The sequence below is a fragment of the Acinetobacter sp. 766875 genome, assembly GCF_000582055.1.
Taxonomy (GTDB): domain Bacteria; phylum Pseudomonadota; class Gammaproteobacteria; order Pseudomonadales; family Moraxellaceae; genus Acinetobacter; species Acinetobacter nosocomialis.
This window is the reverse complement of sequence record NZ_JEXX01000001.1, coordinates 48,024-61,452: the sequence shown is the minus strand read 5'-3', so window position 1 is coordinate 61,452 and position 13,429 is coordinate 48,024. Positions and strand designations below refer to the sequence as shown.

Annotated in this window: 9 protein-coding genes, 1 tRNA gene and 2 pseudogenes; 6 read left to right on the top strand and 6 right to left on the bottom strand. The window is 37.2% G+C overall.

Annotated features, from left to right (window positions below; translation table 11 throughout):
• Positions 1–393: 393 nt before the first annotated feature.
• Positions 394–1,215, top strand: a complete 822-nt coding sequence (locus tag J576_RS00265; protein WP_002048573.1) for an ROK family protein — start codon at positions 394–396, stop codon at positions 1,213–1,215.
• Positions 1,216–1,221: 6 nt separating this feature from the next.
• Positions 1,222–1,309 (top strand): annotated as a pseudogene (locus tag J576_RS20360) (hypothetical protein); the annotation flags it as partial.
• A 104-nt stretch (positions 1,310–1,413) separates the two neighbouring features.
• Here J576_RS20360 and J576_RS00260 read toward each other — a convergent pair.
• A complete protein-coding gene (locus tag J576_RS00260) occupies positions 1,414–1,749 on the bottom strand; it encodes a hypothetical protein (protein WP_002048518.1) in 336 nt (111 codons plus the stop codon).
• A 145-nt stretch (positions 1,750–1,894) separates the two neighbouring features.
• Complete coding sequence (gene posA / locus J576_RS00255; protein ID WP_025467682.1) at positions 1,895–5,893, bottom strand: delta-poly-L-ornithine synthetase PosA; 3,999 nt, start codon at positions 5,891–5,893, stop codon at positions 1,895–1,897.
• A gap of 664 nt (positions 5,894–6,557) precedes the next feature.
• Between posA and J576_RS00250 the strand changes: the two are divergent.
• Positions 6,558–7,032: pseudogene (locus J576_RS00250) on the top strand (SgcJ/EcaC family oxidoreductase).
• 78 nt (positions 7,033–7,110) lie between these two features.
• Here J576_RS00250 and J576_RS00245 read toward each other — a convergent pair.
• Both J576_RS00245 and greB read right to left on the bottom strand, forming a co-directional pair.
• Positions 7,111–7,200: transfer RNA gene (locus J576_RS00245), tRNA-Ser, on the bottom strand.
• 89 nt (positions 7,201–7,289) lie between these two features.
• Positions 7,290–7,784: a transcription elongation factor GreB gene (gene greB / locus J576_RS00240; RefSeq protein WP_002048569.1), complete on the bottom strand. Its 495-nt coding sequence runs from the start codon at positions 7,782–7,784 to the stop codon at positions 7,290–7,292.
• A gap of 372 nt (positions 7,785–8,156) precedes the next feature.
• On the opposite strand from greB, the gene J576_RS00235 reads away from it, so the two are divergent.
• Entirely contained in the window at positions 8,157–9,269 is a 1,113-nt protein-coding gene (locus J576_RS00235; protein WP_025467683.1) for an MltF family protein, read from the top strand.
• A gap of 91 nt (positions 9,270–9,360) precedes the next feature.
• Here J576_RS00235 and J576_RS00230 read toward each other — a convergent pair whose 3' ends face one another.
• Positions 9,361–9,744, bottom strand: a complete 384-nt coding sequence (locus tag J576_RS00230; RefSeq protein WP_001110719.1) for an SCP2 sterol-binding domain-containing protein — start codon at positions 9,742–9,744, stop codon at positions 9,361–9,363.
• A 208-nt stretch (positions 9,745–9,952) separates the two neighbouring features.
• Positions 9,953–10,858, bottom strand: coding sequence for a tRNA 2-thiocytidine(32) synthetase TtcA (gene ttcA / locus J576_RS00225; protein WP_002048552.1), 906 nt, complete (start codon positions 10,856–10,858; stop codon positions 9,953–9,955).
• A gap of 504 nt (positions 10,859–11,362) precedes the next feature.
• Between ttcA and J576_RS00220 the strand changes: the two genes are divergently transcribed.
• A complete protein-coding gene (locus J576_RS00220; RefSeq protein WP_002048562.1) occupies positions 11,363–12,229 on the top strand; it encodes a lytic transglycosylase domain-containing protein in 867 nt (288 codons plus the stop codon).
• Positions 12,230–12,486: 257 nt separating this feature from the next.
• A complete protein-coding gene (htpX, locus tag J576_RS00215; protein WP_002048489.1) occupies positions 12,487–13,392 on the top strand; it encodes a protease HtpX in 906 nt (301 codons plus the stop codon).
• Positions 13,393–13,429: the final 37 nt, after the last annotated feature.

Here is a 13,429-nt window from a genome sequence, read left to right as displayed (position 1 = left end):
CAACACATAATAAAAAAGCCTCTGTTTATAGAGGCTTTTTATTAATTTAAAACATTGAAAATTATATAATTATTAAACCTATTAAATTCTACAAATAAAATTGAGAGTAGTTCCCTTTTTAGTACAACACGCAAGATGACATCTGTTTTAGATTAGATCATGAAAAAGTAAGGATAAATAATCAGATAGTTACTGGTAAAAGTGGGTTATGAATGGAGCAAGTAAACAGAAAATTAGGGCTGTCCGTTATATGTAAGATTGAAATATATGGCAAATAATTGATTTCCATTTGGAATCAATTTTAAAATTTATTACACAAATACTAATAATTATCAAATCTTGATCATATAGACACGTTAAAATTTATAAAATAATTTTGAGATAAGGTTTTTGATGAAAACTCAGAAAATTGGTGTAGATCTTGGAGGCACTAAGTTATTGATATTATGTGATGAAATTGAAGAAATATTTAGTACAGGAATTTCATTCACTCCAGAACAATTAATATCACATCTAAAATCTTTTATTTTAAAACATGGAATTAAACTCGAAAGCATAAGCCTAGCAGTGCCGGGTCTAGTCAACGAATCTGGACACATTGTTAATTGTGATGTCCTTCCAGCATTCATAGGCTGGCAAGGAAATGACGCATTAAAATCATTATGTAGTAAAACAATGATCTTAAATGATGTAAAAGCCGCTATGTATGCAGAACTCAATGATTTTTCATCTCATGCTGCAAGCGGCATTATTATGATTGGTACAGGTATTGGGGCTGCATTCATAACAAATGGAAAACCCTTACTGGGAGCTAGTGGTTGGGCTGGTGAACTCGGTTACTTACCAGTACAAAGTAATGAAGGAATTAAGCGTCTAGATGAACTTGCCAGTGGAGCTGCAATTACCAAACTATGCGAACTAAGCCCATCTAATTTAGCATTAATGGCTAACAATGGAGATCAATCTACTTTAGCTGTTATAAAAGACGCTGGACAAGCTTTAGGTCTTGGAATAGCCACAGTCATTAATCTTTTAAATCCTTCACAACTAGTAATAGGAGGAGGAACAATAGAGTTACCCGGTTATTTAGAGGCGGCTTTAGAAGCTGCTAAAGAAAACTGCCTTCCCGAGCTTTGGCAAAATTGCGATATATCAAAAGTAAAGGCGGGGAAAAAAGTAGCTGCTTTAGGTGCTATACGTGCAATTGAACAATAAAACAATATAAGTATTTTTCTGATTCAGCATGCTGAAAGTTCAGCCAATATTAATGGAAAAAACCCTTTCGCATGCTTTGATTGCTTTAAGTGAACATGAATGGCTATAAAACTTGGCTAAGGGCATATTGGGAATAGCTTAGGTTTTTACTTATTGAGCTGAAAAATTTGATATAAGCTTTAGTATTTTAGAGAAAATTTAAATATTTAAACCCAAGATTGATTCTCTAAAAGGGTCAAAAAGAATTTTTTCTTTACACTCAATAGCTTTTTCTAAAAAGCTTATTATTTTAGAAATTTCATCTTTAAAATCCGTATAAATTTCGAAGAGTTTTTTAAATTCGTTAATTAATTGATTAAGCTGTTTATCACTGTATAAATCATAATCTACATATGAAAGATCTGAAATAAGTGGAAGTGACTCCTCATCAAAAATTGAAACTAAAATATCTGCAAATTCTTTTTGTATTTGATAAGCGAATATAGACTCGCCTTTTTCCATAGAGTTAACTTTCCAAATATGAACTAAATACATTCCTAAAATTCTTCCTATACCTTTTAAGTTTGATATTTTACAATGTACTTAGCACATGAACATTATATAAGTGTCTAAAATTAACCATAGCTTAGCTACAAAAAAGCCCCTGTTCTACAGAGGCTTTTTTCAATTCAACAATTTATTATTTATGAACCCAAGGCACAGCCGGTGAACCAATCCAAGCAGATTTAGCCGGAATATTTTCACCTTTCATAACCAATGTTAATGGACCTAACACGGCATGGTTGCTCACGTTTGCGTTATACAAAATAATACTACGTGTATTTACCACAACATCGTTACCAATATTCACTTGTCCGATTTTCATAATACGGTCTTCAAACAAGTGCGTTTGTGGGCCAGAGAAGCTATTAAACTCAGCACGATCACCGATGCTTACACAGTCAAACTCTGTAATATCGGCTGTATCCATATATACGTCTTTACCAATGCGAACACCTAAAATACGCAAGAAGAATGGCAACATTGGCGTTCCTCTCAAGTAGTTTAAGAAGTTAGGAATCGCAACTGACTCATATAAGCTTGTGATCCCTTCACTCAACCATACAAACATGGTCCACATTGGAGCTGAACGTGGTTGATAACGACCAATCAAAATCCACTTTAACAATGCAACAATAACGAAGCAGCCGACACCATAGAGCAAACCAGCAAGCGTTAAAGCCAACAAACCAGTTGGAATGTTGTATTTGTTAATAACATCAATAATCTCAAGCACAATCATATAACCCACACCAATCGCAAGAGCGGCAGGTAATACAACACGAAGGCCTTCAATAAAACCACGCATTAAACGGCGCTTGATACTTGGCAAGAATGTTAAATGATCTGGATATTTCTCAGCAGCTTCACGTGCAGGTAACAACAATGGTGGAGAACCAAACCAAGTTTGACCATCATACATTTCACGGTTATCTGGTGATTTAGATTGCACGCCAATTAAGACGTTGTCTGGTAACACGGTACCATCAGCAATATAAGCACTGTTTCCGACAAAACTACGGTTACCAATTTTGGTCGATTTTAATGTCATCCAACCGCCTTTGATTTCTTCATCACCTAGCATTACAGCATCGGCAATAAAGCTTTCTTCACCCAAAGTCAGCATTTCTGGAATAACACCGTTTGCAGTTGAAATTTCGGTATTTTTACCTACTTTTGCACCGAGCATACGGAACCATGTTGGCGCATAAATGGTCGCAAACAAGCCATGTAAAGTTTGTAAGCTTGTCTCTAAAATTTGAGACGCAAACCATTTACGATAATACGTGCCGCCATGTACTGCATAGGTTCCAGTTTCAAGACGAGGCAATGCAATTTTACGAATGACTGAAGAAATAACAGCAGTAATCATCATCATCATTGCACTAGCTGGAATCGCTAAAATGAAATAGTAAAGTGCGATTTGCAAATGGTCGTTCGTACTAATATTAAAGACGTTTGCATCTAACCAGTCGACCAAAAGAAAGCTTGGGAAAATTGGAATAAAGAACAGACAGGCAATAATTAATGCGCTAATTCCATAATATGCATATTCAGCAATTTTACGAATAAACGATAATTTTGGACGCTCTGGCAATTTAGCGTGTTCGTCCACATGCCCAATTTTCTTCGCAGGTGTACCATCCCAAATTTCTCCAGCTGGTACCACTGTGTCATATTCAATTGAGGTTAAGGCATTTACGTGAGCTTGTTTTTCTAACACTGTATTTTCTTCTAACACAGCATAAGAACCCACATAACTATCTTCTTTTAAGTGAATTGAGCCTAATACCAAGTGACCATGTTCGACTTTGGCATTTTCCAAGTTTACTTGAGAACCAATGCTCACCCCATCTTCAACAGTAAGTAAAGATGGCATACGAATGTGTACTGAACTAATCGTTACGTCATGGCCGATTTTCGCACCAAGCGCTTTCAAATATAAGTTAAGTAAAGTCGAGCCTGATAAAAGATAGACTGGTGAAATATTGCTAATACGGTCTGCTAACCACCAACGGAAATAAGTTAATCCCCATAATGGATATTGCCCTGCACCAACGCCTGTCATTAATAATCGTTTTACCGTAATTGAAACCACAAAACTGGCAATAATTACGCTGATATAAACCAATAAAGACATCGCGATTGCATTTGGAATACTATCTCGTGTTCCACCGGTAAAATAATGATAGGTAAAGAATGGCGCTAACCATTGCAAGATATTAATCGAGATTAAAACTGGAATAGTAATAAACTGAGCAATACCACATAACCATTTATAAGTTTGGTTACGAGGGTTATCTTGTCCAATCTGGCTATCAAACACAGTCGGCGTTGGTTGCTCTAGCATGAGTGCAGCAATGGCTCCAACACGTCTCGCTTGATATAAGTTTTGAATAGTTAAGTGGCTATATTCCGGATGTTCACGTAGGTTCGAAATTAAAACCGCCGCTAGAAGTGAATGCCCACCTAGGTCATCAAAGAAATCTGAGTCGAGTTTAATCGGCATGTTTGGAAACAAGCGATTTAAAATACCAAATAAAACTTCTTCGGCCGGGTTCTGTGGTTGGTCAGATTCACTACGGTCAATCACACTCGTAAGTGGTCGTGCTTTTAAAGCCTTACGGTCAATTTTTCCTGACAATAAACGCGGAACTTCTTCAATAATCTCAAAACGGTTTGGCACCATATAAGGTGGTAATCGCTGGCTGAGATTATGGCGAATCTCTTTAATTTCGACTGCTTTCTTTGCATCAATTTCTGGTGCAATAAACGCAATGAGCTGGTCAATACCGTCTTCAGGACGAAGAATAACTGCCGCAGTACCAATACCTTCAATATCACAAAGCGCAGCTTCGATCTCACCGAGTTCAACACGGAAACCACGAATTTTTACCTGATCGTCGGCACGTCCCAAGCAATGTACTTGTCCAAATTCATCAATTTTAGCCAAGTCACCAGTACGATAGAGCGATTGTTCATCTGGACCTTCTGCCCAAGGGTTTTGAATAAATTTATCAGCCGTTAAATCAGGTCTGCCTAAATATCCTTCTGCCACACTTGGCCCGAAAATACAGAGCTCACCTGTTTCACCTTGGGGTAGTAATTCTCTTTCAGCGTTTATGACCAACATGCCATAGTTTGGTAAAGGCTTACCAATGGTAACAAGTTTGCCACGCTCCAATGCCTCAAGACTTGCCGTAACCGTAGTCTCAGTTGGACCATACGTATTAAACATTTTGTGATGAGGCAATGCCCAACGGTCAACCAGTGAATCCGGGCACATTTCCCCACCTAAGTTAATAATTCTTAAGTTAGGTACATCTTCTGGGAATAAAGCAAGTAAAGTCGGTACAGCATGTAATACGGTAATGTTTTCTTGCTTTAATGTTTGGCATAAACGTTCAGGGTCACTCACAAGTGACTTAGGTGCAATCCACAATGTTGCACCAACCAAGTAAGAAAGCCAGATCTCTTCAAACGACATGTCAAAAGCAACAGAAAAGCCTTGATAGACTTTATCTTGCTCTTCAATACCCAAAACATTATTTTCACTACGTAAAAAGTGGCAAATATTTCTTTGGGTAATCACGATCCCTTTCGGCTTACCTGTTGAACCGGATGTATAAATAATATACGCAGGTTGTTCGGGGGTCGTTTTAGCTAAAGGAATATTTTCACTGAGCGGCTTTTGCAATTCAGTATTGGTCCACTTTGTTTGTGGTACTTCATCTAAATGTGCATACCATTCATCTGTAGTAATCATTCCTACAGCTTCGGCATCTTCAAGACAAACTGCTATACGGTCAGCCGGTGTATCCATATCGAATGGAAGCCATGCTGCACCACTTAAACAAATTGCCAACTGAGCTTTTAAAAGCTCAATACCACGAGGCAACCATAACCCAACAATATGACCTGGTTTTACCCCTCTTATCGTCAAATGCTGAGCCATGATTAAAGCTTGCTGATATAACTCACCATAACTCAACGTTTTATCTGCTTCAATTAAAGCCGTCTTATCAGGAAGAGTTTGTGCAGTATGGACAAAAATATCGGCCAAGACTTCATGCTGCAAAAATTCCGGATGATACTTTCCACGAATAATATTATTCGTGTTTGTTACAAACTGGTTCATTTTTATACTCTCTTTAATTTTCTGATTTGGCTCAAATGAAGTCATGTTTGTTTTTGTGACCCATTAAAGAAATCAAGATATGTCATAAATTAAATAATTGAACTTAAATCAAGATTAAAGTTTTAGTTTTAAAGTCTATTTAATAATATATAAATTCCGATTGTTTAGGCTCATTTTTTTCTAAAAAAATTAAGCTCTTAGCTACAATATTTTAATTTCACCACACTCATCAGGATGAAAAACGTACAAAAACAGCCAAGTAAAAACCTATAATTCACAAGATTTATATAACTCTAATTTTAATAAAACTAATAAATGCTATCCGATATACAAATTCTCCATATTTTAAACTTAATTGATTCATTGTGAACATTTAAAAAGTCCTAAAAATGGAAAATTCTATTTAAATTTTTAGAGGGTATTTAATTATTAACAATATATTAAAGTCATTATGAGTCATTTCTATTTATCTTATATTCTTATCTGTATTTTTCTAAAAACTTTTGCAATCGCTTAACTCAAGCTTACATATGTTTAATATCGTTTAGTTATGAAGAAGTTCTCCCTGTTTTGCGCTGCAAGTATTGTTTGTTTATATAGAATCTCAAACATATGAAGAAAGAGGGCTGCTGTTACGTTTAAGCAGGTCGAAGTCCCTTCATTTATAATATATTGAAAATAGACTTAAGAACTTAAATAGTAGGGATCATATGAGTCAACACATAATAAACCCAGAAGACATTCCCCTAGCATTTCAAGCCGCTTGGAATAATCATGATATGAAGGCCTTTGCAGCACTTTTTCATCAAGATGCGACTTTTGTTAATCGTTTCGGTCATTACGTTAAAGGCATTGATGAAATTATTGCTCTTCACCAGCCTATTCATGACACCATCTATAGCGATTCAACACTAGAGAATGAACTCATAGACGTCACCTCTTTAACTAATGATATCTGTATTTCACATTTTTGGAGTCGTCTAACCGCAGGCTTAGCTCATCCTCAGGGTCCCCATCAAATTGATACCCTTCTTCTCACCGTCCTTGTTAAGGAAAATAACTCTTGGTGTATTCAGGCGCTAGAAAATGTGACTTTAACGAACCCACGCACAGGAGAGATCATACTTAGAAATTTATGAAACAGAGCAATATAATTTTTTAAGTAATTTATAGACATAAAAAAAGCCCTTGTCATTAACAAGGGCTTTTAAGAATTTTGGCGGAAGCGGTGAGATTCGAACTCACGGAGGACTCACACCCTCGTCGGTTTTCAAGACCGGTGCATTAAACCGCTCTGCCACGCTTCCAACGAGCGCTATAATATAAACAAAAATGCAAGTTGGCAAATCTTTTATTTAATTTTTAATTCAAACGCTCAAAATAAAAACAAATCTATTTAAATTTCATCATTTTTAGGCTTTTCATAACGAATTGCATTGATATACCAAAGCTTTTTACCTAAAGGAGTGTGCACTTCAACCTCATCATCGACTTGTTTACTCAAGAGTGCACGTGCCATTGGCGACTCAATCGAGATATGTTGAGGATGATGATCATAAATTTCATCAATCCCTACGATACGTAAAGTTTTTTGTTCACCTTCTTCATTTTCAATTTCGACCCAAGCGCCAAAGTAAACTTTGCCTTCTTGCTCGGGAGCATAATCGACAATTTTTAACTCTTCTAAACGTTTTCCTAAATAGCGTACCCGTCGATCAATTTTTCTAAGCAGCTGCTTATTGTACTGATAATCGGCATTTTCACTGCGGTCGCCAAGGCTTGCCGCCCAATTCACTTTCTTTGTGATTTCTGGTCGTTCTTCATGCCAAAGTTGTTTTAATTCAGCAACTAATTTGTCATGTCCTGACCGAGTGATTAAGTTAGATTTCATGATAAAAAACCACTGATGAACAACATACTGCTTACAAGATGTAGCATTTTATACCCTATTTACTCATATCAGAAGTGTATAAATTTTCTTCCTTAATAAATTCATGTTGTTATGTTGATATATCGAATATTTAATTGTTCAAAATTTGACAATCTTTTTTTTGAAGATTATGATGCGCGCATCTTAAATGTTGAGTATTTTTTAACCCAACCAAAAACTTTGTAGATTTTCTACATAGTTTATTTTTTTCATTTCATGTCATTTTGAATGACGTCATGACTGCCCACCCCTTATTGAATTTATCAACTTTTAAAAGTTATGGCAGCTTTTTGTCTGGCTTTTAGGGCATAAATTATCTGTAGCGGAGACAACATGCACAGTAATTCAAGTTCTGGGTCGAGGCTTAGCCTTAACTCTTTATTTTCTTCTCTCCCATTGAAAGTTCTTGCGCTCAGCACTATGTTTTTTCCCTTTCATAGTATCAATGCAGGAAAAACCCTACAGTACAATACTGTAGTTAACACCAACACATTAACCGTAGTTGCTGTAGAAAGCCCAACTACTGTTTTTAAAGAAGATCAATTTTTACATGGCTTCGGTTATGACTTGGCTCGTAACTATGCACAAAGCTTAAATGTAAAGTTGGACTTCAAAATCGTGGCAGATAACGCCACCGCACTCAAGTGGGTCCAGCAAGGTAAAGCAAATCTTGCCATGACGACCGCGAGCTTAAGCTCAATCGAGAACAAAGGTTTAATGTCTTTTTCTGCAAGTTGTGGTGACATCGTAAATTTGCAAAAAAATGGATTAAATCCCGATTTAAGCTGGGTGTTTAAACAAGCAGATGATCCTCTTACACAAACAGCCAGTGGTTTTGTTTGTCAAAGCAAGCAAAATGGTCTGACTCAACAACTGGCTTCATTTTATAACCGTAACGTTGTAAAACCTGAGTCTTGGTCGACGATTCAACGTGATATAAGTACACGTCTACCTATTTACAAAGCCAGCTTTAAACAAAGCGCGGCCAAGTATGATTTAGATTGGCATTTGCTTGCAGCAATGAGCTATCAAGAATCGTATCTTAAGCCAGAGTCTGTTTCACCAACAGGCGTACGCGGGTTAATGATGTTAACCAACAGTACAGCTCGGGCAATGGGTGTAAGTAACCGTAGCGATCCAGCGCAAAGCATTCAGGGCGGTGCGAAATATTATGATCTCATGCTAAGTGAGTATGGTGATATTCCCTACCCAGATCGTAACTGGTATGCCCTTGTGGCCTACAATATGGGTCCGGGAGCAGTCAACCAGATCCAGAAGCGCTTACAAACCCAAGGAAAAGACCCAAACCAATGGGTTAATCTCTATGACTATTTACAACGCAATCAAATGCGAAATGGTCGATACAAACAAGCGGTACAGTATGTGACTCGTATCCGTGCTTATCTTGAGCATATTAAAACGGCTCAAACACGAATCAATATCTAGTTTTATTGTTTTAAAAGTTGATAAATTCATTGTTTGTATCAATAAAAAGCTTACCTCTTGGGGTAAGCTTTTTATATGAATTCTTTTAGAATTAAGCTGTTTGTTCTAATACTTTCTTGAACAAATCTTTTTGTTCTTGGCTTGGTTTAGCTGTTTGTAAAGCCATTAACTGAGACATGTCGCCTTGAACTTTAATTTTACCAGTCATGAATGCTTGCATAGCTGCAGCCATATCAAACTCTAGGAATACTTTACGTAAAGTTTCAGCATCCATGTTTAAAGTTGTTTTGGCATTTGAAGACAAACCTTTTTGGATTTTACCCCCATCTAACGCTAATTCGGTATTTCCAGAAGCATCTGTAACTACTAAATTAATTGCCAAATTCGCAAGAGCTGGTGGCAAATTAAGATCACCTGCTTCAGCAGTTAATTTTTCGACAGTCGCAAACCAATCATCAGTTAAAAATGCAGGCATGATTCTTCCTCAAATTTATTTGTTCAATTTCTCTAGTTAGTTGCCTATCCAGACAACATCATATGAAGCACTTCTGCTTGTGCGTTGTTATAGCATGTAATTTTAAGGTTGGGCTATGACTTTTTGTACGGAACATTCATTTTTTAGTATTTTGATACATTAAAGGCACTTGTTTATAAAGTGCCTTTAATTGACTTACTTAATTGTTTTATTCAGCAGCAAAACTTAAGTTCACGACATCTAAACGTTTTTTAAGTTCTTCAGGGTCTTTAAAGTCGATCTCGCGCTGAGAATCTAGCGCTTCGAAATCAAACAAATCACGGTCTGCTAACTGAGACGGAGACACGTTTTGTAACGCACCAAAAATACTGTGTAAACGTTTCGGATATTGTTTATCCCACTCACGCAACATTTCATTAAGCATGGCACGTTGTAAGTTCTCTTGTGAACCACAAAGGTTACACGGGATAATTGGGAACTTACGTAATTCTGCATATTTGATAATGTCTTTTTCTTCAACATAAGCTAAAGGACGAATCAAAATATTTTTCTTATCCGAAGACAAAAGCTTAGGTGGCATTGCTTTTAAGCTACCGCCATGGAATAAGTTCAAGAAGAAAGTTGCAATAATATCATCACGGTGATGGCCTAACGCAACTTTAGTGGCACCAATTTCTTGAGCAAAGCCATAAAGCGAACCACGGCGTAAACGTGAACACACTGCACAGTATGTTTTACCTTCAGGTGTTAAACGTTTAGTAATGGTATAAGTGTCTTTTTCCAAAATGTAATATGGAATGTTATTTTCTTCCATATAGCGTGGTAACACATCTTCTGGAAAGCCCGGCTGTTTTTGGTCAAGGTTAACCGCAACAATATCAAAGTTGATTGGTGCAATACGTTTGAACTGCAACAAAATGTCGAGCAAGGTATAACTGTCTTTACCACCAGACACACACACCATGACCTTGTCACCATCTTCAATCATGTTGAAGTCACGGATGGCATGTCCAACTTGACGGCGAAGCTTCTTAAGCAAACGATAATAGGCCGAGCTTGTTGGAAGTTCAGGCTTAAAATTAAATCCTTCGTTGGACTCAACTGGCGCGTACATAGACGAGATATACCCATAAATAAAAATACCGCGCAATTTTATATGATTCGGACGGGAATCGCATCAAAAGAATAGTTTCAATTCTTGAAGTCGTCATAATGCTCAGGCATGATGCAAAAGCAGTGCTCCATTTTGACCGATGAGTTCATTTTTTGCGCAAAATGCTTACTTTTTGGACTTTTCCACAGTTTTCCACAAAACCTGTGGATAAAATTGTGGATTTCTTAATACTTGACAAACTGTTTTCACCTTCTGTTAAGGGTTTTATTTAAATTGATCATTTTTTAACCAATGATTTTTGTCTTTAATTTTCAAATAGTTAGACAAGTCAATAGAATCATTTTAAAAATTTTTTTTAATTTTTTTTGATGATCATTCGAACAAAACAGCTTGATTTTTTAAAAGAGCAAAAATAAAAAAAATTACACAAAACTTCTTTCTGTAATATTTTTTGATAAACTCTTTGACTAGTTACGAATACCTTAAAATTGTGAATAACATAAAATGAAAAATTCGGTTCAATATCTTTTTTCGTGTTTACTGGGGATGACCACTTTTTCGGTAGGTATAACACCGACTTTAGCGGGTCAAATGTACATTTACCAAGACAAAAATGGCAGCACTTTACTCACTAACCGTAAAAGCTATGATCATTCACTCAAGAAAGTAAAGGTGACTTACTACCCCGATAGTAATATTCATAGTTATACAAACTGGGGCGCTTCAGAAGCTTCTGTTCTACCAAGCTATAGCAAAAATAAAAATGCTTTTGACCATATTATTAAACAAGCAGCACAACAGCATGGTGTATCCGAAGGTCTAATTAAGGCAGTCATGCATACCGAATCTGGTTTTAATGTGAATGCTCATTCTCCTGTGGGTGCGCAAGGTTTAATGCAACTCATGCCAGCTACTGCTCGCCGTTTTAACGTATCTAATGCTTATGATCCTCAGCAAAATATCTTTGCTGGTGCTAAATATCTAAGTTGGTTGCTCAAACGATTTAACGGCAATACGCAAATGGCTCTTGCGGCTTATAATGCAGGTGAAGGGAACGTGGATAAATACGGCGGCATTCCGCCATTCCGTGAAACCCAAGATTATGTACGACGAGTCACAAGTCGATATCAAAACTTATATTCTTCTGGTGTAAGCCTTTCATCTTTTAGTAATTCAAATATTTCTACCCAGACTGTAAATCAGCCAGAGTTGACCCAAACCACCACAACTCAACAAGTATCGGCTAAACCTGTTAAATATTCTTCTGCACGCCAAATCGTGACATTGTCTGATGGCACCTATACCGATGCACCAACAGGGACTTATGTCACCAATAATGCAACGGCAATTGCCCATATCAGAATTGAGTAAAATTAAAAACCGCATACTTTGCAGCTCATGCTTTAATAAGGCCCATCGTCTAAAAATTGTAATGATCTATTACCCCGACCCTAGTATTTAGACGGGCCTTATAAATAACTTGTTTAATTTGAATACATTCGTATACCGGAAAGAATGTATCGATTCCTTATTTTTTCCTTGAATTTTTCCCCCAAGCGCCGCATATTAGCTGAGTGATTTATAATTTATAAATCAGATAATATTTTATTTATAAGAGGATTTTCTCAATGATGCGGATTGGTTTGTTTTTGCTTACCAACCTCGCGGTACTGGTTGTAGCTGGCATTATTTTGTCACTCTTCGGTGTCGGTAGTTACCATGGCGCGGGTGGCTTAAATCTAGGCAACCTTTTAGTCATCTGTTTTGTGTTTGGTATGGTGGGCTCTTTAGTCTCTCTATTTATGTCCAAATGGATGGCTAAGAAAACTACTGGTACAGAACTGATTGACCCAAATGCTCCTCGTAACCAAGCTGAAAGCTGGTTATTGCAAACAGTCGCTGAACTTTCTCAACGTGCTGGTATTAATATGCCAGAAGTTGGTATCTTCCCTTCATATCAGTCTAATGCTTTCGCAACAGGCTGGAATAAAAATGATGCGTTAGTTGCCGTTTCAAGCGGTCTACTTGAGCGTATGAACAAAGATGAGCTACGTGCCGTGCTTGCGCACGAGATTGGTCACGTTGCAAATGGTGACATGGTCACCTTGGCACTCATCCAAGGTGTTGTAAACGCCTTTGTTATGTTCTTTGCTCGTGTAGTAGGTGATTTTATCGACCGTAATGTTTTTGGTCGTCAAGACAATGAAGCACCTGGTATGGGTTACTTCCTCATTACGATGGTTTTAGATATCGTGTTCGGTATTCTAGCTTCTGCTATTGTAATGTGGTTCTCTCGTTACCGTGAATACCGTGCAGATGAAGCCGGTGCCCGTTTAGCTGGTAAACAAGCAATGATTTCTGCTTTATTACGTTTGCAAGCTGAAACAGAGTTACCAGACCAAATGCCAAAAGAAATGAAAGCGTTCGCGATTGCGGAAGGTAAAGAACAAGGTTTCAGCTTAGCTGCTTTGTTCCAAACTCACCCAACGATTGAACAGCGTGTCGCAGCTCTACATCAGTTAGATTGCCCATAACACAGTAAATAAAAAAGCCTCCAGTTGGAGGCTTTTT